This window comes from Amycolatopsis sp. CA-128772 (assembly GCF_002904295.1).
Lineage (GTDB): Bacteria > Actinomycetota > Actinomycetes > Mycobacteriales > Pseudonocardiaceae > Amycolatopsis.
In genome coordinates this window covers 73699-94686 of the sequence record NZ_PPHG01000075.1, presented here as the reverse complement: position 1 = coordinate 94686, position 20988 = coordinate 73699, and the positions used below count along the sequence as shown (strand labels likewise).

Below are 20988 nucleotides of genomic sequence, written 5' to 3'. Positions count from 1 at the left end.
CTATCGGGGAGTCAAAGCACCTCCGGCGGACGGTTGCCCGCCGCCACGATCGCCCGCCGCACCGGCACCAGCGCGACCAGCACCAGCCCCGCCGCGAAGAACACCACCAGCGCCACGATGGCCAGCCGGAACGACCCCGTCGCCTGACCCACCCCGGCGAACACCAGCGGCCCCAGCCACGACGTCCCGCGCTCGCCCACGACGTAGAGCGAGTAGTACTGCGCGTCCTTGCCCGCCGGGATCATCTGGCTGAACAACGACCGCGACAGCGCATTCGTCCCGCCCAGCACCAGCCCAATCCCGACCGCGACCGCCAGGAACTGCGGCAGCTGCCGCGGCTGCACGAAGTACGCCCCCACCAACACCACCACCCACAGCACCAGGCTGCCCAGGATCGTCCGCTTCGCCCCGAGCCGCCGCGCCACCAGCCCGTGCAGCGTCCCGCCCAGGTACGCCACGAACTGGATCACCAGGATCGTGACGATCAGCACCTCGTTGCCGAACCCCAGCTCGTCCTTGCCGTACTGCGCCGACACCGTCACCACCGTGTTGATCCCGTCGGTGAAGACCAGGTAGCTGCCCAAGAACGCCAGCGTCAACGGATACGCCTTCGCCGACACCAGCGTCTGCCGCAGCTCCACGAACCCCGCCCGCAGCACCGACCGCCCCGGCACGACGTCGACCGGCGTATGCCGGCGGGGGAGCGCCCGCACCGCGGGCACCGTGAACGCCGCCCACCACAACCCCGAGGTCAGGAAGCAGATCTGCACCGCCAGGCCCTTGCTCACCCCGAACGCGTCGTGCCCGAGGTAGAACCCCAGCTGCAACGCCAGCGCCAGCCCGCCACCCAGGTACCCGAACGCCCAGCCCCGCGCCGAGATGCCGTCCCGCTCGTCCGGCCCGCCGATGTCGACCAGGAACGAGTAGTAGACGACCAGCGAACCCCCGTAGCCGATGTTCGCCACCACGAACAGCACCACACCCAGCTGCCAGTCCGAACCGGCCAGGAAGAACATCGCCGCCGCCGCGGCCGCACCCAGGAACGCGAACCCGCCCAGGATCCGCCGCTTGTTGTGGCTCCGGTCGGCCACCGCACCGGCGATCGGCAGGACCAGCACCTGCACCACCGTCGCCACCGACAGCAGGTACCCCCACACCGAGCCGGCCGGGAAGTGCAGCCCGAACAACGTCACGTCGCAGTGCTGCAGCGTGTCCGCCGCACCCGCCGCGTCCACGCACGGACGGTCCCCGTTAAGGGTGAAGTTCGCCTTCGCGTCCTCCGCCGCGATCGAACTCATGGACAGGGCACCGAACACCGTCGTCGTCGACGAATAGAACGGCGAATTCGCCCAGTCGTAGAAATACCAGCCCCAGCGCTCGCGCTTCGTCGAACGCGTCCCGGCCAGCGTCATCCACGGCTCCTTCACCTCGACAACTTCCAGGTCAGCGCGGAGACTACGGCCCACCGGAAAACCCCGTGACCACACCACCGAAACCGTGTCCGGTTTGTCGCTTCGTGATCATCCGACACCTTCGCCCGCGACCCCCGTCCGCCCCCCACGGCGTGTCGCCCGCAAAAGTGAACGGTGTTTCATGTGAGACTGGAGCGCCCACTGTGTCTGTTGTGGACAACGTGACACGCTCCTACTGTGCTCGCATGATCCAGAACCGCCGGCGCACCGTGCTGAGACTCCTGCTCCTCGCGCTCGCCGTCACGGGTCTGCCGCTCACCACCCCCGCCATCGCCGCAGCCGACCCCGCCTCGGCCGCCTGGGCGAAACTCCGCATGTGCGAGTCCAGCAACCGCTACGCCACCAACACCGGCAACGGCTACTACGGCGCCTACCAGTTCGACCTGCCCACCTGGCGCAGCGTCGGCGGACAAGGCCGCCCCGACCAGGCCGCCCCCGCCGAACAGGACTACCGCGCCCTCTACCTCTACCGCATGCGCGGCTGGCAACCCTGGCAGTGCGCCGGCTCGCTCAAACTCGCCGGCGACGCCGACGCCCGCAGCAAACGCATCCCCACCTACGCCGAAGCCGCCTACATCGGCGGCGGCGGCCTCCCCGCACCACCCCCCGGCCCCGGCGGCCCCCGCCCCGCCTGGCCCGGCGTCGTCTACAGCTACGGCGACTGCGCCGCCCCGCTCAAGACCTTCCAGCTCCGCATGAACGCCTTCGGCTACGGCTTCAGCGCCACCGGCTGCTACTACGACAAAACCCGCACCGCCGTCCTCGACCTCCAACGCGCCAACGGCATCAAGGACAGCGGCCTCCTCGGCCCCAAGACCTGGGACGCCGCCTGGACCGGCAAACCACCCCGCTGAGACGGCTCACGGCTCCTGCGACCGCTGCCACACACCCCGCTCCACGAGCACCTCCCGCAACAGGTCCGGCCGATCCGTCACGATCCCGTGCACCCCCAGGTCCAGCAACATCCGCATCTCCGCCGGATCGTCGATCGTCCACGTGTGCACCTCGATCCCGGACCGCCCCGCGATCGACAGGAACGCCTTGTCCACCACCCGCAACGCCCCCTGCCGCACCGGCACCTGAGCCATCGCCCCCAGCACCAGCCGGCCCAGGGGGAGCAGCGGCAGCTTCCCCCGCACCCACAACGCCAACGCCGACCGCGGCCCCATCGCCGTCACCAGCTTCGGCCCCGCCAGCTGCCGCAACCGCACCAGCCGCGCATCCGAAAACGCCGCCCCCGCCACCCGGTCGAACGCCCCCGTCCGCTCCAGCACCCGCACGAACGGCTCCACCGCCCGATCGGCCTTCACGTCCACGTTGAACCGCGCCCCCGGCAGCTCCTCCAGCACGTCCTCCAACCGCGACAACGGCGCCCTCCCACCCACCTTGACGCCCTTCAGCTGCGCCCACGTCTGCGCCGCGATCGGCCCGGAACCGTCCGTCGTCCGATCCAGGTTCGGATCGTGGTGGACCACCACCACCCCGTCCGCCGTCGCGTGCACATCCGTCTCCAGGTACCGGTACCCCTCCGCACACGCCCGCTTGAACGCCGGCAACGAGTTCTCCAGACCCTCCAGGTCATCGAGGTGCCACCCCCGGTGAGCGAAGGCACGGGGGAGCGGATCGGCCAGGTACGGGAACAACGCCTGCATCCCCCAAGTGTGCACTTCCGCCATGACCCCGGCATGAGCAACCGGTGGCCAGCTAGGGTCTCCCGGGTGAGGGAAGCCGCCGAACTGACCCAGCCGACCACGATCGAACTCGCCCCGGCCCGCCGAGGCGCCCCCAAGCACTGCGGCTGGTGCGGACGACGCCTCCCCGAAGGCGGCAACGTCGGCCGCCGCCGCCGCTACTGCGGCCAATCCTGCCGCCAGCGCGCCTACGAACGCCGCACCGCCCTGCAGCGCAGCGGCCTGCCCGAAGACGCCGTCGTGCTCTCCGACACCGAGATCGCCGCCCTCCAGGACCGCCTCTTCCAGCTCCGCTGCGCCGCCGAAGACATCGTCACCGCAGCCGACGACGGCGCCGGCGCACGCGAACTCCGCGGCCTCGCCGAAGAAATCGCCCGCGCCGCCAAGGACCTCGAACAACTCCGCTGACCCTCACCCCAACCCATCCAACGCCCGGTACGTCCGGTTGCTCGCCGCCGCCGCCCGCTGCTCCCGGCCCGTCGCCTCGATGTAGTTCTGGCTCGTCGCCAGGCTCGCGTGCCCCAGCAGCGCCATGATCTCCGACGCCGTCGCCCCGTCCTCCGCCAGCCGCGTCGCGAACGTGTGCCGCAACGCGTGCAGATTCGCCCCCACCGGCACCCGGTCGTGCAACCCCGCACCCCGGTAACACGACTTCACCAGGTACTCCAGCGCACCCCGCCCGATCGGCTCACCCGCCCGATCCAGCAACAACGGCGAACCGGGGGAGAACCGCACGTTCGGAAACCGCACCCGGCACGACTCCCGGTACCGCTCGATCAGCTCCGCCAGCACCGGCTGCACCGGGATCGACCGGTCCCGGCTGCCCTTCCCCTTCACGTGCAACCGCAGCTCACCCGCACGCCCCACCAGCGACCGCGACGTCAACGCCCGCATCTCCGCCGCCCGCAACCCCGCCACCAGCCCCAGCGCGATCACCAGCACGTCCCGCTCCGGCCACGGATCCCGCGCACGCCGCGAACCCGCGGCCGCCGCCGACAGCAGCTGCTCCGGCGTTTCCTCACCCCGCAACGGCTTCGGCGTCAACGCCGGCGTCCGCGGCCGCGCCACCGCACCCATCGGGTTGCCGGCCAGCAACCCGTCGGCCACGCAGAACGTGAGGAACTGGTTCCACGTCGACCACGCCCGCAGCACCGAGCTCTTCGCGTGCCCGTCCGCGAACGCACCGAACGCCGCCCGCAGCGCCGGCCCGGTCAGATCGGCGACCTCCAGGTCCTCGGCGGGGCGGCCGAGCTCCGAAACCAGGAGAGTGGTGAGACCGGCGAGATCCCGGCGGTAGGCGTCGGTGGTGTGCGGGGAGTCCTTGCGGGGACGGCGGGCGGCGAAGAAGGCTTGCTGCGCCTCGGAAACCTTCATGTGGATCTTGTACCGCACACCACCGACAGTTTCCGTGGCCGGGCCGTCACCCGGTGTTTGATGCATAACCGCAATTATGCATCAAACACCGGTGTGGCTCAGATTCTGCTCCCTAGGGGATCCCGGGTCCGCCGAGGACCCGTTTCCGCCCTCTGACGCACCTATGGCGGGGTATACGCACATATGTTCGACGAAACAGCAGGTCAAGCTGCTGAGGGGGCCCGCTGGGACCCGATGAGCTCGCGCACCGTCGCCAATCGGCACTCGTGCGACGTTCCGGAGCTCCCGGAACCCTCCACAGTTTCGTCACCGTGACGTTTTATGGTCGAGTGACGGGACGTCGGACTCGCGCCTCTCAGGGGATCCCGAGCGCCCCTCTGGAGGCCGTTTCCGGGCAAGCCTCCTGCGGCGGTCCCGGGTAACCGTCTCAGGAGCCGTCCTGACGAAGCGAGCGCACTCCCGCACAGGCGGCGCCGACCCCGGTTCTTGCGCCCCTCTCGGCGCTCGACCCAGCGTGTCCCCAAGTGCCGATAATGTACATTATGTCAAGTAACGTCAGTGCCAGTTGTCAGTGCCAGTCGCTGATCATCACGTCCCGCGGTGCCGGGGCGCCTTCCCCGGTCTCCACGAGCTGCTTGAGGCTCATCAGGTAGCTGGCCCACTTGGTGCTGCAGTGGTGCATGAACTCGCCCGCCTCGCGCCAGTCTTCGTGCTTGAAGAGGACGATCGTGTGGTCGTCGCGCTGTTCGATGTCCCAGCGGATCGTCGTGCCGATCCATTCGGGCGGTCCGTCGACGACCTCCCAGCGGACGAGCCGGCCCGGGTCGAGCTCGATGGTCTTCATGTCGAAGCCGCCGGGGATGAAGCGGAAGGCGGTGACGCCGCCGAGGCCGGTCTCCCCCTCGGTTTTCTCGGTCCACCAGCCGGCCAGGCCGTCGATGGTGGTGAGGGCGTCGTAGACCTGTCCGGGGGTGGCGTTGCGGATGCCGATGCGGTGGAGGATGTCCATTTCTAGCGGTTCCTTTCGATGGTTTCGGCGATGCGCTTGATGCGGCGGAGCCGGGCGTCCCAGGTGTTGCCGACCTCGGTGAGCTGGGCGACGGCGCGGGCGAGCTGGGCTTCGTCGACGTGGAACTGTTTTTCGCGACCTTCGGGCCGGCCGTGCACGAGGCCGGCGCGGTCGAGGACGGCGAGGTGTTTGGCGACGGCCTGGCGGGTCACCGGGAGGTGTTCGCTGAGGCTGGTGGCGGTCCCCCGGCCTTCGCTGAGGAGGAGGTCGAGCAGGCGGCGGCGGGTGGGGTCGCCGATGGCGGACCAGAGGTCGTCGTCGACGGTGGTGGTCACCGGATGGCTCCCACGCGCAGGGGCAGGCGGGGCAGGTAGTGGTCCCAGCCGCCGGCGTGGTCGGTGTATTCGGCGGCGATCTTGGCTTCGTCCCAGCCGCGTTCGCGGAAGCCGGTTTCGGTCATCCGCAGGCGGGTGCCGGTGGCGGTGGGTTCGAGTTCGAAGACGACGAGGAAGGAGTTGCCGGGGGCGGCGGTCTCCCCCGCGGCGTGGGCCCAGCGGAAGGAGAAGAGTTTCGGGGGGATGGCGTCGACGACGGTGAACTGGACCCATTGGCCGCCGAAGCCGATGCGGCCCGCTCCCCCGGGTTCGACGGGGTATTCGGCTTCGTCGGGCCACCATTCGCGGACGTGTTCGGGGTTGCTGAGGACGTCGAAGACGACGTCGGGGGCGGCGTCGATGTGGATTTCGCGTTCGAGGGTGCCGTGGTCCATGCAAGCTCCTTGTGCAACGTTCGGTTGCGTGTCACATTAGCTCGGCGGGCCCCGATGCGCAACCTTCAGTTGCGTGAAGGTCCTTCTGGACCCAGGCGACGTCGTGCCAGGCGCCGTGCTTCCAGCCGACGCGGCGGTAGACGCCGGCGGGTTCGAACCCGAGCGCGCGGTGGAGGCCGGCGCTGGCTTCGTTGGGCAGGGTCATGCCGGCGAAGGCGCGGCAGAACCCGCGTTCGCGCAGCCGGCGGAAGAGGGTTTCGTAGAGGGCGCGGCCGGCGCCGGTGCGGCGGCGGCCTTGTTCGAGGTAGATGCTGGTCTCGCAGGACCAGCGGTAGGCGGCGCGCTCGGCGAAGCGGTTGGCGTAGGCGTAGCCGGCGATGTGGCCGTGGTCTTCGAGGACGAACCAGGCGTGGGCGGCGGAGATGCGGCGGGCCATTTCGCCGGCGTCCGGTGGGTCGTCCTCGAAGGAGACGGCGGTGTCGGTGACGTAGGGCGCATAGAGGGCGGCGCAGGCGGCGGCGTCGTGCGGGGTGGCGGCTCGGATCATAGCTCATATGGTAGCCACAGTGGCTCGTATAGTATCGCGAGTTATGACCGATCCCCTGACTGCCCGCCTGGCTGCGACGGTCCACGCGGCCCGGACGTCCCAAGGCTTGTCGGCCGCGGTTCTGGCCGAGCGATCGGGGGTGTCCCGGGCGATGATCGGCAAGATCGAGCGTGGCGACGTCCAGCCGACGGCGGCGTTGCTGGCGAAGCTGTCGGCGGCGCTGGGCCTGACGTTGTCGGAGCTGATCGCGCGGGCCGAGGGTGACGAGCGGCGGCTGGTGCGCGCGGCGGAGCAGCCGGTGTGGGTGGACCCGGACACCGGCTACCGGCGGCGGTCGGTCTCCCCCGCGGCCGGCCGGCCGCTGGAGCTGGTCGAGGTGGAACTGCCGCCGGGGGTGGAGGTGCCGCTGGTGTCGGGGACGTATGCGTTCCTGCATCAGCAGATCTGGGTGCTGGCGGGGCACCTGCGGTTCCACGAGGGTGCGCAGGTGCACGAGCTGTCGGCGGGTGACTGCCTGCAGCTGGGACCGGCGGCGGACTGCGTGTTCGTGAACCCGGGGCCGGTGTCGTGCCGGTACCTGGTGGCCCTGGTCAAGCGGGCGGGGCGAGGCCGTTGACTGAAGCAGTGAATCAGTGCTTCACTCCTTGACGTGCCCTACCGCCGCACCCCGAAGGTGCAGGAACGCCTGGACGCCCAGCGCGAGACGATCGTTGTCGCCGCCACGCGCCAGCTGGCCGAATATGGCTACAGCGGCTGTTCCGTGGCCGCGGTCGCCGAGCGCGCCGGTGTCGCCGTCGGCAGCGTCTACCAGCACTTTCCCACCAAGGCCGACCTGGTCGTGCACGTGTTCCGGCAGGTCGTGACGCGCGAGGTCGAGGCGGTCCGGGTGGCGTCCGCGGCGGCCGGCGAACCCGCCGAGCGGGTGCTGGCGGCGGTCGAAACGTTCGCCCAGCGCGCCCTCAAGGCGCCGAAGCAGGCGTATGCCCTGCTCGCCGAGCCGGTCGACGCGCTCATCGACGCCGAGCGGCTCGAGTTCCGCCGCGCCTACACCGACGTCATCGCCGAGCACGTCGCCGCCGGGGTGACACAGGGCGTGCTGCCGCCCCAGGACGGGCGGCTGACGGCCGCCGCGCTGGTCGGGGCCGCCGCCGAAGTTCTGATCGGCCCGTTGACCAGCGGGAACGCCGGTGACGTCGCCGAGCTCCGCACCTTCATCCTGCGCGCTCTAGGAGGTTCCGATGTCCGCCACGCATGAGGTCACCAACCAGGTTCCGCCGCTGGCGGGGCACGACGTCGCCGACGACCCGGCGCTGCTGGCCGGGCTCGAGCGGGCCGGGGCCGGCTGGGCCGCGGGCGAGCTGCACGAGCTGGGCCGGCTGGCCGGCAGCGAGCAGGTGCAGGAGTGGGGCCGGCTGGTCAACGAGAACGAGCCGGTGCTGCGCACGCACGACCGGTACGGGCACCGGATCGACGAGGTCGAGTTCCACCCGTACTGGCACGAGCTGATGACGGTCGCGGTGTCGCACGGCCTGCACGGCACGCCGTGGCGGGATTCCCGGGCCGGCGCGCACGCGGCGCGGGCGGCGAGGTTCTACGTCTGGAGCCAGGCCGAGGCCGGGCACAGCTGCCCGGTTTCGATGACGTACGCGGCGATCCCGGCGCTGCGGGCGAATCCGGAACTGGCGGCGCGGTACGAGCCGCTGCTGGCGGCGACCGAGTACGACTTCGGGTTGCGCGAGCCCAGCGGCAAGCGTGGCCTGATCGCGGGCATGTCGATGACCGAAAAGCAGGGCGGGTCCGACGTCCGCGCGAACACGACCACCGCGAGCCCGTCCGCCGACGGCAGTTACACCCTGGTCGGGCACAAGTGGTTCACCTCGGCGCCGATGTCGGACATGTTCCTGACCCTGGCCCAGGCGCCCGGCGGGCTTTCGTGCTTCCTGCTCCCCCGCGTCCTGCCCGACGGCTCGCGCAACGCGATCCGGCTGCAGCGGCTGAAGGACAAGCTCGGCAACCGCTCGAACGCCTCCTCGGAGATCGAGTACGACAACGCCGTGGGATGGCTGGTCGGCGAGGAGGGCCGCGGGGTCCGCACGATCATCGAGATGGTCAACAACACCCGGCTGGACTGCACCCTCGGCAGCGCGTCCGGCATGCGGCTGGGTGCGGTGCGCGCGGTGCACCACGCGACGCACCGGCAGGCGTTCGGCAAGGCGCTGGTGGACCAGCCGCTGATGGCGAACGTGCTGGCCGACCTGGTGCTGGAGTCGGAAGCGGCGACGACGGTGGCGATGCGGCTGGCCGCGGCCGGCGACCGGCCCGGTGACGCCCACGAGCAGGCGTTCCGGCGCCTGGGCCTGGCGGTGTCGAAGTACTGGGTGTGCAAGCGGGCGCCGATGCACGCGGCCGAGGCGCTGGAATGCTTCGGCGGCAACGGGTACGTCGAGGAGTCGGGCATGCCGCGGCTGTACCGGGAGGCGCCACTGTCGTCGATCTGGGAGGGCTCGGGCAACGTCGCCGCGCTGGACGCGTTGCGCGCGATGGGCAGGCAGCCGGAGTCGGTCGCGGCGTTCTTCGCCGAGGTCGAGCGGGCCGCCGGCGGCGACACCAGGCTGGACGACGCGGTGGACCGCCTCCGCAAGGAGCTCACCGACCTCGACGGCATCGAGTACCGCGCACGGCGGCTGGTCGAGGCGATGGCCCTGGTGCTGCAGGGCTCCCTGCTGGTGCGCGAGGGCCACCCGGCGGTGGCCGACGCATTCTGCGCATCCCGCTTCGGCGGCGACTGGGGCGTCGCCTTCGGCACGCTCCCGGCGGGCGTCGACACGGGAGCGATCATCGAGCGCGCCGTGGCCCGTTAGCCGACGCGCTCGGCGCGCTGGCGGGCCAGTTCCTCGACCGCGCTGGGCAGGGTGGTTTCGAAGTCGATCAGTTTCGCCCAGGTCGGGGTGACGACGATGCGGACCATGCCGTCGTAGAGGGAGCGCACCTCGCGTTCCCATTCGACGCGCTGCTCGGGGCTCATCTCGTAGCTGCCGTTCATCTGCAGGTACTCCTCCGGGATGCCGTCGACGACGTCCAGCTCGGCGCGGCCGCGGATGAGGAGGATCTTGGGCGGGTGCGACTCGGTGTCGATGGTCAGGGCGACGGCGGGGTTGGCGCGCAGGGACGGCAGTTTCGGGGAGTTCTTCGTCGTGCACATGACGATCTCCGAGCCGTTCCAGGTGAAGGCGATCGGGATGCTGCGCGGGGTGCCGTCCTTGGCGACGTAGGCCAGGCGGGTCAGGTCGCGGGCGAGCAGTTCGCGGCTGTACGGGCGGTTCAGGATTTCGGTGATCTCGTTCTGCTGCACGGTCGGCTCCTCGGGTCGGGGTCGCTGATGTCCCGGGGACGGAGCCGGTGGCGGGTTCTCGACATTCGACGGCGGAAACTTTTCAGCGGCCGAGTGCGTCGAGGGCGCCGGCGACCGCGGCGGCCTTGAGTTCGCCGACCGGGGCGTCGGGGAACTGCATGCAGACGTCCTGCAGGCCGCCGAGGGCGAGGATCGCGCGGGCCTGCTGTTCCAGTGACGGCGACGGGCCGCAGATCAGTTCGGTGAGCCGGGTGCGCCAGCCCAGGACCCGGTCGATCAGGCCGAGGTCGGCCAGGGTGGGCATCTCGGCCAGCAGCATGATGACGTCGCCACGGTGGCGGTGGTTGAAGTCGAAGAAGCCCTCGATCAGCTCGCGCACCGGGGCGTCGCCGCGGGCCTCCTGGTCGAGGAGGAACTGCTCGCCGTCCTCGAGCATCGGCCGGACGATGCTGCGGACCAGGTCGTCGCGCGACGGGAAGTGGTAGTAGAGCGCGGGTTTGGTGATGCCGAGGCGGTCGGCGATGTCCTGGAGGCTGGTGCGCTGCACCCCCTGCGTGGTGAACAGGTCGCGGGCGACGTCGAGGATGCGCTGTTTGGTGTCGGAGGGTTTCGGCACCGGCCCAGCATAACTGACTTAACGATAGGTAAGCAGATGCGGTACAACTTACCTACCGTTAAGTCAGGGAGGTACTCATGCGGATTCTCGTCTCCGGCGCCAGCATCGCGGGTCCGGTGCTGGCGTACTGGCTCAGCCGGCACGGCTTCGACGTCACGGTCGTCGAGCGCGCCCCGGCGCTGCGCAAGACCGGCGGCCACGCCGTCGACCTGTTCCGGCCCGCCATGGACATCACCGAACGGATGGGGGTCCTGCCCCGCGTCGAGGCCCTCGCCACCGGCACGACCCGGATGACCCTGCACCGCGAAGGCGCGCGCCGGCCCACCCGGGTGGACCTGGCGAAGCTGTTCCAGGCCGCCTCCGACCGGCACGTCGAGGTCATGCGCGACGACCTGAGCGAGATCTACTACGACGCCGGCCGCGACGACGTCGAGTACCTCTTCGGCGACACGATCACCGCCCTCTCCCCCGACGGCGACGTCACTTTCGAACATGCCCCGCCGCGGCGGTTCGACGTCGTCGTCGGCGCCGACGGGCTGCACTCGAACGTCCGCCGCCTGGTGTTCGGCGAAGAAGCCGGGCTGACCCGGTTCATCGGCGCGTACCTGGCGGTGCTGTCCCTGCCCGACACCCTCGGTCTCGACGGCGAAGCGGTCACCCACCTGGGCGCCGGCCGCACCGCGTCGCTCTACAGCGCCCGGCACATGAGCGACGCCCGCGCGGTGTTCCTGTTCCGCCGCGACCGGGAACTCGCCTACCACCACCGGGACGTCCCGCGGCAGAAGGAGCTGCTGCGGGAAGCGTTCGCCGGGATGCACCCGCAGGTCGACGGCTGGCTCGCCCGCCTCGACGACGGCGGCCCGTTCTACTTCGACTCGATCACCCAGCTGCAGCTGGAAACCTGGTCCCGCGGCCGCGTCACCCTGGTCGGCGACGCGGGCTACTGCCCCGGCCCGGCGGTCGGCGGCAGCACGAGCCTCGCGGTCCTCGGCGCGTACGTCCTGGCCGGCGAGCTCGCCACGGCGGGCGGCGACCACACGCGCGCGTTCGCCGCCTACGAACGGGAGATGGGCGAGCTGGTCCGCCGCAGCCGCGCGTTCGCGGTCGGCGCCGCCCGCAGCCTGATCCCGGCGTCCCGCGCGGGGGTCTGGGCCCTGACCCGAGGTGGCCAGCTGGTTTCGGCGCTCCCGGCGGCGTGGACGCGCGCACTCGCGAAGCTGAACACCGCCGGCGTCCGCATGCACGACTCCATGCAGGTCAAGGACTACGCGATCCCGGCGACGACCTGACGCTGGAGGGGGCGGCCGCGCGCGGAAACCCCCTCCAGCCTCGACAGCGGATCTTCGGTCACCGGCGGAAACCGGGCGGGCGCGCGGGAGAGACCCCGCGCGCCCGCACCCCCAGTGGCCCGGCGGAACCCGCCGTCGGGGGACAGGAGACAACGAGTACCGCGCTGGATACCGCGAAAAGAGCCGGATTTCCGCCGGGGCGGCAGCACGGGCGCCGGCGCCGGCGAAGGCCGGAGGCCCCGGCGGGATCCGGTCGGCAGCCGGGATCGGACCCGGGCGGACCGGCGATGCGTCCGGATCCGCCGATTCCCGCCGGCCCCAGCCGTCCCCGGGTCTCCCCTCACCCCAGCAGCAACCCCGGATCGCTCTCCGGCGCCCCCGCGGGCCACCACGTTCCCTCCTCCAGCCGGTACGGGTGCCAGCGGCCCTCGCGATCCAGCCGCAGCTGCACCCCGCCCACCGTGCACCGGTTGCGCTCGAAAACCGGTTCCACCTCCGCGACATCGGCCAGCGCCGCCCGCGCTGCCGCCACCGCCGCCTTCGGGGGTGCCCACGTCGACTCCAGGAGCTCCACCCCGTCCGGTCCGCCGTGCGTCCAGGCCGCGATGGCCCGCGCGAATTCCGGTCCCGACCCCAGCTTCTCCGCCGTCGCCGGGAACTCCGCCGCCAACCGGACCGCGTCGAGACGTCGCGACGGCGGCCGCCGGCCCGCCAGCAACGCCCGGGCGCCGTCCGCCGCGTTGGCCGCCAGCAACGCGAACGCCTCCGCGGGCACCCCCGGCGCCGCCGGGATCGACGGTGCTCCCGACGGGTGGAACGCGGCCAGGTCGGGCAGCTCCCCCGGCACCCGGTCCGGCTCCGGAACCGGGAGCGATACCGGCACCGTCCGGCTCGTGAGCTCCTCGAGGATCTCCCGCTCGCCCTTGCCCCGCATCAGCAGCAGCAGGAACGGGTCCGCGTCGAGCAGCCACGACGCCTGGAACGACAGCGCCGCCGCGTGGCGGCAGGGCAGCTCCCAGCCCGGGCAGTCGCACTCCGGGTCCAGGTCGCCGATGCCCGGCAGCAGGTGGACGCCGACGTCCGCGGCCGCCTCGACCAGGTCGTGCGGCATGTCGCGATCCAGCAGGGCCGCCAGGTGCCCGGCGCGGGAGGCCACCCGGTCGAAGAAGCGGGTCCAGTCCGCCTCCGACAGCTCCGCCAGCCGCAGCACCGTCCGGTACGGGCCGCCGTCGACGTCGTCGACCGTCGCCGCGATGCGGCCCGGGCTCACCGTGATCGGGCCGACCAGCCCGGCCGCCGCGTACTTGCGGCCGCGCTTGAGCTGGCGCAGGTCCAGCGCGGTGTCCTCCATCGCGCTCACCCACGCCCGGCCCCACCAGGAGCGGGCCAGCCGCCCGCCGGCCCCGAACGCGGGGAATCCGCGTACCCGGTCGTCGTTCATCCGCGGCTCCTCAGTCCGACGAGCTCGGCCAGCTCGGTGTCCGACAGTTCCGTCAACGCGGCCTCGCCGCCGGCCAGCACCGCGTCGGCCAGGGCCCGCTTCTCCCGCAGCATCGCCGCGATCCGGTCCTCGACCGTCCCTTCCGCCACCAGGCGGTGCACCTGCACCGGCCGGGTCTGCCCGATCCGGTACGCCCGGTCGGTCGCCTGGTCCTCCACCGCCGGGTTCCACCAGCGGTCGAAGTGCACGACGTGGTCCGCGCGGGTGAGGTTCAGCCCCGTCCCGGCCGCCTTCAGCGACAGCAGGAACACCGGCACCTCGCCGGCCTGGAAGCGGGCCACCAGCTCTTCGCGCCGCGCCACCGGGGTCCCGCCGTGCAGCAGCTGCGTCGGGATCCCGCGCCCGGCCAGGTGCCTCTCCAGCAGCCGGGCCATCGCGACGTACTGGGTGAACACCAGCACCGCGCCGCCCTCGGCGAGGATCGTGTCCAGCAGCTCGTCGAGCAGTTCCACCTTGCCCGAGCGGCCGCCCGGCTCCTTGAGGTACTGCGCCGGGTGGTTGCAGATCTGCTTGAGCGCGGTCAGCAGCTTCACGATCCGGCCGCGCCGGGCCATCCCGTCGCTGCCGGCGATGTCGGCCATCATCTCCCGCACGACCGCCTCGTACAGCGCCACCTGCTCCGCGCTCAAGGCCACCGGCCGGTCGGTCTCGGTCTTGGCCGGCAGCTCCGGCGCGATCCCCGGGTCGGACTTGCGGCGCCGCAGCAGGAACGGCCGCAGCAGCCGGGCCAGCCGGTCCGCCGCACCCGTGTCGCCGGCCTCGATCGGCCTCGCCCAGCGCGCCCGGAACTCACTCAGCGACCCCAGCAGCCCCGGCGCCGTCCAGTCGAGGATCGCCCACAGCTCCGAGAGCGTGTTCTCCACCGGCGTGCCGGTCAGCGCCACCCGGGCCGCCGCGGGCACCAGCCGCAGTGCCTTCGCCGTGCCCGACCGGTGGTTCTTGACGTGCTGGGCCTCGTCGGCGACCAGCAGCCCCCACCGCACCCCGGCCAGCGGCGCCGGATCGGTGCGCAGCGTGCCGTAGGTGGTCAGGACGAACCCGTCGAGGTCCTCGAGGGACCGCGCGCCGCCGTGGAAGCGCCGCACCGGCACGTCCGGGGCGAACCGGCGGATCTCGCGTTCCCAGTTGCCCAGCAGCGACGCCGGGCACACCACCAGGGTCGGGCCGGCGTTCCGGTGCAGGTGCAGCGCGATCAGCGTGACCGTCTTGCCCAGGCCCATGTCGTCGGCGAGGCACCCGCCGAGCCCCAGCCCGGTGACCGTGGCCAGCCACTGCAGCCCGCGCAGCTGGTAGTCCCGCAGCTGCGCGGCCAGCCCGGGCGGGGGTGCCTGGGGCTCCGGTGGCGCGGACAGCCGTTCCCGCAGCCGCGCCAGCCAGCCGTCGGTGACGACCTCGACCGGCTCGCCGTCGACCTCCGTCGTCCCCGACAGCACCACGCCGAGCGCGTCGACCGGGGACAGCGGCTTCAGCGCCCGCCCCCGGGCCTTCGCCGCGAAAGCCGGGTCCACCAGCACCCACCGGTCGCGCAGCCGCACCACCGGGCGGCGGGCTTCGGCCAGGGCGTCCAGTTCGGCCTCGGTCAGCACCTCCCCGCCCAGGGCGAGCTGCCAGTCGAACTGCAGCGCCCGGCCGCCGCCGAAGAACGACGGCAGGTCACCCGGGGTGTCGCCGGCGCGGACCACGGCCCGCGCGGTCAGCGAGCCCGCCAGCTCGGCCGGCCAGTGCACGTCGATCCCGGCGGCCGCCAGCCGCGGCGCCGCCGAGGCGACCAGCTCGCTCACCTCGTCCCCGCCGAGGTCCAGCGCGGCCGGCACCGCCGAGGTCAGCAGCGGGCCGAGCGCCGGCCACACCTGCGCACCCCGCCGCAGCGCCAGCACCACGTCGATGCGTGCCCGCGGCCCGAACCGCCCGGTCTCCCACAGCTGCGCCGCGTCGGCGACCTGCCCGGGCTCGGCGAGGCTGTGCACCTGCACGACGGCGTGGAACCGGCCGGCGTCGAACCCGTCCGGTGCCTCCACCCGCAACGACACCCGGATTCCCGAGTCCAGGCCCGCGGCCAGCTCGTCGGCCCAGTCCCGCAGCGGCTCCGCACGCTGCGGCGGGACGGCGGCGAACAACCGCGTCCCGGCCGCCTTCGCCGCGGCCGGCGTGCGGGGCAGTGTGTCGGCGACGGCGTCGAGGAACGCCCGCAGCAGCGGCCCCGGCGCCCGTTCGTCCGGCGGCATCGCGGCCGCGAGGTCCCGCAGCCACGCCGCTTCCGCCGGTTCGAGCGGGCCGACGCGCCAGGCGTCGTGCCCGGCCGCGGTGACTCCCGGCAGCAGCCGGCCCGCGGCGACCAGCCGCAGCGCGGCCTGGGCCGCGGTCGCCCAGAACTCCCCGGCGCCGTCCAGCAGTTCCGGCAGCCCCTCGGCGATGGACAGTTCCCGGCCGTCGACCACCAGGCGGCCCGCCCGTGGTGGTTCGCCCGGTTCGAAGTGGACGTTCAGTTCCCCAGCCTCCTGTACCGGCGCACCGACAACGGCACGAACACCGCCAGCAGCACCAGCGGCCACGCCACCGCCATCGGCACCGCGTGCGCATTCACCCAGGACGTCCCGGCCGCGCCCGGGTTGCCGAACAGCACCCGCGCCGCCGTCACCGTGGAGGACAACGGGTTCCACTCCGCCACGGTTCCCAGCCACGCCGGCATCGTCGAGGTCGCCACGAACGCGCTGGAGAGGAACCCGAACGGGAACTCGACCGTCTGCGCCAGCGTCACCATCGCCGGATCCGACGTCAGCAGGCCGAGGTAGCAGCCCGCCGACACCAGCGCGGTCCGCAGCAGGAGCAGCAGGCCGAGCGCGGCGAGGGTCTCGCCGAGGCTGCCGTGCGGGCGCCAGCCGACGGCGAACCCGCAGCCCAGCAGCACCGCCAACGCGAGCACCGCGTTCAGCAGGTCCGCGGCAACCCGTCCGGTGAGCACCGCCGACGGCGCCATCGGCAGCGACCGGAACCGGTCGGTGACCCCTTTGGTGGCGTCGTCGAGCACCGCGATCATCGTCCCCGACAGCCCGAAGACCATCGTCATGGCGAACATCCCCGGCATCAGGAACTCCCGGTAGGAGCCGCCGCCGGGCACGGTCATTCCGCCACCGAGCAGGTAGGCGAAGATCAGCACCAGCAGGATCGGGAACGCCACCACCGTGGCCGTCCGCGCCGGGCGGCGCGCCAGCTGCGCCAGGTGGCGCTGGGTCAGCGTCCAGCCGTCCACGATGGCCCACCTCATCGCGCCACCCCCGTCAGCTGCAGGAAGACCTCGTCCAGCGTCGGGTGCCGCAGTGCCACGTCGGCGAAGGACAGCTCGCTCGCCGCCAGCGCCCGCACGACGTCGGTCAGCATCGGCGGCTCGGCCGGTGCGCTCACCCGCAGGTCCTCGGTGACCGGCTCGGCGCCGGTGACCCGGGCCAGCAGCCCCGCCGCCGCGCCGAGCGCGTCCGGGTCGGTCAGCACCAGCTCGATCCGGGTCGCGCCGAGTGACCCCTTGAGCTCGGCCGGGGTGCCTTCGGCGATCACCCGGCCGTGCTCGACCAGGCAGATCCGGTCGGCCAGCCGGTCGGCTTCCTCCAGGTACTGCGTGGTCAGCAGCACGGTCGTGCCGTCGCCGACCAGCGACCGCACCGCCCGCCAGACCTCGGCGCGGCTGCGCGGGTCCAGCCCGGTCGTCGGCTCGTCGAGGAACAGCACCCGCGGCGCCGCCAGCAGCGACGCGGCCAGGTCCAGCCGCCGCCGCATCCCGCCCGAGTACGCCGACACCGGTTCGGACCCCGTTTCGGCGAGGCCGAACCGTTCCAGCAGCGCGTCGGCGCGGCGGGCCGCTTCGCGCCGGCCCAGGTGGTGCAGCCGGCCGAACAGCACCAGGTTCTGCCGCCCGGACAGCAGTTCGTCCACCGCGGCGTGCTGGCCGACCAGCCCGATCGCCGAACGCACCTTCGCCGGTTCGGCAGCGACGTCGAACCCGGCGACGCGCGCGTGGCCACTGTCGTGGCGCAGCAGCGTGGAGAGCACGCGGACCGCCGTGGTCTTGCCCGCGCCGTTGGGTCCCAGCAGGCCGCACAGGGCGCCGGCCGGGACGGAGAGGTCGAACCCATCGAGGGCGTACGCGTCGCCGTAGCGCTTGCGAAGTCCCTCGGCGTGGATCTGCGGAGTCATCCTGCCCCTTACTCTGTACATTGTACGAAGATAAGGTTAGCACAACTCTGTACGTTGTACGGGAATCGGGTGGGCAGAATGGCCGGGGTGAGCACGCAGGACAACGGCGACGGCGACCCACGACGGGCGATCGAGCTGCTCTGGGGCGTCCCGGCACCCCCGCGCCGCGGCCCGAAACCGAAGCTGACCACGGCCGACGTCGTGCGGGCCGCGGTGGCGCTGGCCGACGCCGACGGCATCGACGCCGTCACCATCCGCCGCGTGGCCGAGCAGCTCGGCGTCTCCCCCATGGCGATCTACACCTACGTGCCCGGCCGCGCGGAGCTGCTGGACCTGATGATCGACCACGCCCACGGCGAACTGCCGGCCCCCAGACCCGGCCTCGGCTGGCGGGCGGCGCTCACCGCGATCGCCGAGCACCAGTGGGCGCTGTTCCACCGCCACCCCTGGCTGCTGCAGGTCACCACCAGCCGCTCGGCCCTGGGCCCGCACAGCTTCGCCAAGTACGAACACGAGCTGGCCGCGGTCGAGGGCATCGGCCTCGACGACGTCGAGATGGACGCCGTGGTCAGCCTCGTCACCGGCCTCGTCCGGACCACCGCGCGCAGCTCGGTCGACCAGGCCCGCCTGGTGCGCGTCAGCGGCATGACCGACGCCCAGTGGTGGGAGCGCGCCGCGCCGGTGCTGGCCGGCATCCCGGCCGCCGACGCGGCGCACTACCCCCTGTCCTCGCGGGTCGGCACGGCCGCGGGCCAGGCCCACAACGCCGCGGAGAACCCGGCCCACGCCTTCCGCTTCGGCCTCGCCCGCGTCCTCGACGGCATCGAGACCCTGGTGTCAGAGCGTCAGCGGTAGCGCCGCGGGCCGCCAGGTCCCGCCGTCGGGAGCACGCGGCACGTCGTCGGTGGCCAGGGCCAGGTCCGGGAAGCGGGTGAACAGCTCCGACAACGCCACCTCCGTCTGCACCCGGGCGATCGAGGCGCCCAGGCAGAAGTGCGGGCCGTGCGAGAAGCCCAGCTGCGCCGGCCCCGAACGGGCGATGTCGAAGCGGTCCGGGTCGGTGAACGCCCGCGGGTCGCGGTCGGCGGCCACCATCGCCGCCGTCACCCGCTCGCCCTTGCGGATCACCTGCCCGTCGATCTCGACGTCCTCGCGCGCGAACCGCGGCGTCGTCAGCAGCTGCGGGCTGCACCAGCGCATCAGTTCCTCCACCGCCCCCGGCCACGAACCCGGGTCCGCGCGCAGCAGCGCCAGCTGGTCGGGGTGCCGCAGCAGGGCCTCGACGGCGTTGGCGATGAGGTTCACCGGCGTCTGCCCGCCCAGCACCAGGTGCCAGACGAGGGTGACCAGCTCGGTATCGGTGAGCCGGTCGTCGTCCTGGGCGTGGACGAGGTCGCCGATGAGGTCGTCGCCCGGCTCGGCGCGGCTGCGCGCCACGGCCTCCTTCGCGCCCTCGATGATCGCCGGGATGGCGGCGGCGAAGTCCGGCCCCACCCCGCCGGCCACCGCGGCGCCGTGTTCGCGCCAGCGGGGCCGGTCGGCGTGCGGGATGCCGACCAGCTCGCAGATCACGTCGATCGGCAGCGGCCGCGCGAAGTGCGGCACGAGGTCGACCACGCCGTCCTCGGCGTGCCCGGACAGCTCGTCGAGCAGCTTTCCGGTGATCGCCGCCAGCCGGGGCCGCAGCTGCTCGGCCCGCTTCGGGGCGAACGCCGGGGCCACCAGCCGCCGCAGCCGCCGGTGCTCCGGCCCGTCCTTCTCCGCCATCGTCTCCAGGTAGGCCAGGCAGTGCTCGGGAATCCCGGGCGGGCGCAGGAAGCTGCCGGAGTTCACCTCGAACCGCGGGTCGCCCAGCATCGCGCGCGCTTCGGCGTAGCGGGTCACCGCCCAGAACGGGCCGAACCCGGGGATGACCAGCCGGGCCACCGCGCTCACCTCCCGCGCCCGGTCGTAGGCGGAGAACGGGTCGGTGAGCACGCTCAGGTCGGTCAGATCGATCTCGGGGGTCATCCACCACTCCAGATGTTCAAATCAGATGTTCTAGCCATCTCAGTGGTCACTGTATCTTGGCTCGCGACACCACGGCAAGGAGGACGATGGTCAGGCTCAGCAGGGCGGAGACCCAGGAGCGCAACCGCGCGAAGGTGCTCGCCGCCGCCCGCGACGAATTCGCCCGCCGCGGCTTCCGCGAAGCGAAGGTCGACGTCATCGCCGAACGCGCCGAACTCACCCGCGGCGCGGTCTACTCCAACTTCCCCGGCAAACGCGCCCTGTACTTCGCCGTCCTGGCCGACCTCGCCGAACGCGCCCCGAGGCCCGCCACCCCGCCCCCGGACCCCGGCGCCGCCGACGCACTCGCCGCGTTCGCCCGCGCCTGGATCGCCCGGCTCCCGCTGGCCATCGACAGCGACGCCGAAGACGCCCGCCTCGCCCGCGACCTGCTCCCGGAAATCCTCGCCGACGAGCACACCCGCCGGCCGTTCGCGCAGCTCATGCGGGTCGACGCGCTCCTGCTCGGGCTCGCCCTCGAACGCCTGCGCCCGGGCCGCCGGCTCGTGCGGGTCGCCGAAGCCGCCCTCACCACGCTGCACGGCGCGAGCCAGCTCGCCGCGGCCGCGCCCGGCTTCGGCGAGCCCTTCCACCTCGTCACCGCCTGCGCCGCCCTGCTCGAGCTGGACCTGACCGACGACTGGCCCGCCGAACCGCCGATCACCACCCCGGCCCGCCGCGACGACCGGCCGTGGGATCCGCCGGCCGCGACCGACCTGCTGACCGGCGAGCCCTTCCGGCCCGGCGACGGCGTCGTCACCGTCCTCGGCCTGCACCGGGCCGCCGCCTTCGAAGAAGCCGTCCGCGCCGGCGCCGACGTCACCGCCGTGCTCGTCACCAGCGACCCCGGCGAACTCGCCCCGCTGGCCCGGCTCGCCGTCGCCGACCTGCGCGGCTGCCTCGACCAGGCCATCGCGCCCCCGGCCCGGCCACGGCTGCGGCTGGTCTGCGACGCCGGCGGCGAACTCGCCGCGGCCGCCGGCGTCACCGCCGTCAGCGACGCCACCGAGACCGCCGTGCGCGTCGAAGCCGGCCGGATCGTCGCGCGCGCCGAAGGGTACGGCGCGTGCCACGCGGCCGCTGTCGGTCCGGGACACGGCCGTTCGTCGGGAGGGTGACACCGGCGGGAGG

22 protein-coding genes are annotated in these 20988 nt (G+C 72.6%); 8 read left to right on the top strand and 14 right to left on the bottom strand.

The genetic code is table 11. The annotated features are described in order from the left end of the window. Positions 1–11: 11 nt before the first annotated feature. Positions 12–1412 carry an MFS transporter gene (locus tag C2L59_RS29195; RefSeq protein WP_103352958.1) on the bottom strand — a complete coding sequence of 467 codons (1401 nt, stop codon included), beginning with the start codon at positions 1410–1412 and terminating at the stop codon, positions 12–14. Positions 1413–1657: 245 nt separating this feature from the next. Between C2L59_RS29195 and C2L59_RS29190 the strand changes: the two genes are divergently transcribed. Continuing rightward, on the top strand, positions 1658–2326 hold the full coding sequence (locus C2L59_RS29190; protein WP_103352739.1) for a transglycosylase family protein: 669 nt from the start codon (positions 1658–1660) through the stop codon (positions 2324–2326). A gap of 6 nt (positions 2327–2332) precedes the next feature. On the opposite strand, the gene C2L59_RS29185 is transcribed toward C2L59_RS29190, so the two are convergent. Then, entirely contained in the window at positions 2333–3124 is a 792-nt protein-coding gene (locus C2L59_RS29185; RefSeq protein ID WP_103352738.1) for a glycerophosphodiester phosphodiesterase, read from the bottom strand. A gap of 66 nt (positions 3125–3190) precedes the next feature. Between C2L59_RS29185 and C2L59_RS29180 the strand changes: the two genes are divergently transcribed. Further along, entirely contained in the window at positions 3191–3571 is a 381-nt protein-coding gene (locus C2L59_RS29180) for a hypothetical protein (RefSeq protein WP_103352737.1), read from the top strand. A gap of 3 nt (positions 3572–3574) precedes the next feature. Here the strand turns inward: C2L59_RS29180 and C2L59_RS29175 are convergent, their stop codons facing one another. The 5 genes from C2L59_RS29175 to C2L59_RS29155 all read right to left on the bottom strand — a co-directional run bounded on the left by C2L59_RS29175 (position 3575) and on the right by C2L59_RS29155 (position 6862). Then, a complete protein-coding gene (locus tag C2L59_RS29175; protein ID WP_103352736.1) occupies positions 3575–4555 on the bottom strand; it encodes a tyrosine-type recombinase/integrase in 981 nt (326 codons plus the stop codon). Positions 4556–5105: 550 nt separating this feature from the next. Continuing rightward, positions 5106–5546, bottom strand: coding sequence for an SRPBCC domain-containing protein (locus C2L59_RS29170; RefSeq protein WP_103352735.1), 441 nt, complete (start codon positions 5544–5546; stop codon positions 5106–5108). Positions 5547–5548: 2 nt separating this feature from the next. After that, positions 5549–5881, bottom strand: a complete 333-nt coding sequence (locus C2L59_RS29165; RefSeq protein ID WP_103352734.1) for a helix-turn-helix domain-containing protein — start codon at positions 5879–5881, stop codon at positions 5549–5551. Further along, positions 5878–6315, bottom strand: a complete 438-nt coding sequence (locus C2L59_RS29160; RefSeq protein WP_103352733.1) for an SRPBCC domain-containing protein — start codon at positions 6313–6315, stop codon at positions 5878–5880. The genes C2L59_RS29165 and C2L59_RS29160 overlap by 4 nt, the downstream gene beginning before the upstream one ends. Before the next feature lie 31 nt (positions 6316–6346). Continuing rightward, positions 6347–6862: a GNAT family N-acetyltransferase gene (locus C2L59_RS29155; protein WP_103352732.1), complete on the bottom strand. Its 516-nt coding sequence runs from the start codon at positions 6860–6862 to the stop codon at positions 6347–6349. A gap of 43 nt (positions 6863–6905) precedes the next feature. Between C2L59_RS29155 and C2L59_RS29150 the strand changes: the two genes are divergently transcribed. Genes C2L59_RS29150 through C2L59_RS29140 form a run of 3 tightly spaced genes read left to right on the top strand, consistent with a single transcriptional unit; the run spans position 6906 to position 9723 of the window. Further along, positions 6906–7478: a helix-turn-helix domain-containing protein gene (locus tag C2L59_RS29150; RefSeq protein ID WP_103352731.1), complete on the top strand. Its 573-nt coding sequence runs from the start codon at positions 6906–6908 to the stop codon at positions 7476–7478. A 33-nt stretch (positions 7479–7511) separates the two neighbouring features. Next, positions 7512–8117, top strand: a complete 606-nt coding sequence (locus tag C2L59_RS29145; RefSeq protein ID WP_103352730.1) for a TetR/AcrR family transcriptional regulator — start codon at positions 7512–7514, stop codon at positions 8115–8117. Continuing rightward, positions 8101–9723 (top strand): acyl-CoA dehydrogenase family protein, encoded by a 1623-nt coding sequence (locus C2L59_RS29140; RefSeq protein WP_103352729.1) that lies wholly within the window; start codon positions 8101–8103, stop codon positions 9721–9723. The genes C2L59_RS29145 and C2L59_RS29140 overlap by 17 nt, the downstream gene beginning before the upstream one ends. Here C2L59_RS29140 and C2L59_RS29135 read toward each other — a convergent pair. Continuing rightward, the gene (locus tag C2L59_RS29135; protein ID WP_103352728.1) at positions 9720–10214 is read right to left on the bottom strand and encodes a pyridoxamine 5'-phosphate oxidase family protein; all 495 of its coding nucleotides are present in this window, start codon (positions 10212–10214) and stop codon (positions 9720–9722) included. The genes C2L59_RS29140 and C2L59_RS29135 overlap by 4 nt on opposite strands. Before the next feature lie 82 nt (positions 10215–10296). Further along, positions 10297–10830: a TetR/AcrR family transcriptional regulator gene (locus C2L59_RS29130; protein ID WP_103352727.1), complete on the bottom strand. Its 534-nt coding sequence runs from the start codon at positions 10828–10830 to the stop codon at positions 10297–10299. Positions 10831–10907: 77 nt separating this feature from the next. Here C2L59_RS29130 and C2L59_RS29125 point away from each other — a divergent pair, with 77 nt between their 5' ends. Further along, complete coding sequence (locus tag C2L59_RS29125) at positions 10908–12119, top strand: FAD-dependent monooxygenase (RefSeq protein ID WP_103352726.1); 1212 nt, start codon at positions 10908–10910, stop codon at positions 12117–12119. A gap of 340 nt (positions 12120–12459) precedes the next feature. Here C2L59_RS29125 and C2L59_RS29120 read toward each other — a convergent pair whose 3' ends face one another. Genes C2L59_RS29120 through C2L59_RS29105 form a run of 4 tightly spaced genes read right to left on the bottom strand, consistent with a single transcriptional unit; the run spans position 12460 to position 17808 of the window. Then, positions 12460–13560, bottom strand: coding sequence for an SWIM zinc finger family protein (locus C2L59_RS29120; protein WP_103352725.1), 1101 nt, complete (start codon positions 13558–13560; stop codon positions 12460–12462). Continuing rightward, the gene (locus C2L59_RS29115) at positions 13557–16058 is read right to left on the bottom strand and encodes a DEAD/DEAH box helicase (RefSeq protein ID WP_103352724.1); all 2502 of its coding nucleotides are present in this window, start codon (positions 16056–16058) and stop codon (positions 13557–13559) included. The genes C2L59_RS29120 and C2L59_RS29115 overlap by 4 nt, the downstream gene beginning before the upstream one ends. Before the next feature lie 44 nt (positions 16059–16102). Continuing rightward, positions 16103–16885, bottom strand: a complete 783-nt coding sequence (locus tag C2L59_RS29110; protein WP_103352723.1) for an ABC transporter permease — start codon at positions 16883–16885, stop codon at positions 16103–16105. After that, positions 16882–17808 (bottom strand): ATP-binding cassette domain-containing protein, encoded by a 927-nt coding sequence (locus C2L59_RS29105; RefSeq protein ID WP_103352722.1) that lies wholly within the window; start codon positions 17806–17808, stop codon positions 16882–16884. Before C2L59_RS29105 ends, C2L59_RS29110 begins: the two co-directional genes overlap by 4 nt. A 78-nt stretch (positions 17809–17886) precedes the next feature. Here C2L59_RS29105 and C2L59_RS29100 point away from each other — a divergent pair, with 78 nt between their 5' ends. Beyond that, positions 17887–18663: a TetR/AcrR family transcriptional regulator gene (locus C2L59_RS29100; RefSeq protein ID WP_103352721.1), complete on the top strand. Its 777-nt coding sequence runs from the start codon at positions 17887–17889 to the stop codon at positions 18661–18663. Here the strand turns inward: C2L59_RS29100 and C2L59_RS29095 are convergent. Beyond that, complete coding sequence (locus C2L59_RS29095; RefSeq protein WP_103352720.1) at positions 18646–19818, bottom strand: cytochrome P450; 1173 nt, start codon at positions 19816–19818, stop codon at positions 18646–18648. The two genes, C2L59_RS29100 and C2L59_RS29095, sit on opposite strands and share 18 nt — an antisense overlap. An 86-nt stretch (positions 19819–19904) precedes the next feature. Here C2L59_RS29095 and C2L59_RS29090 point away from each other — a divergent pair, with 86 nt between their 5' ends. Next, on the top strand, positions 19905–20975 hold the full coding sequence (locus C2L59_RS29090) for a TetR/AcrR family transcriptional regulator (protein WP_103352719.1): 1071 nt from the start codon (positions 19905–19907) through the stop codon (positions 20973–20975). Positions 20976–20988 lie beyond the last annotated feature (13 nt).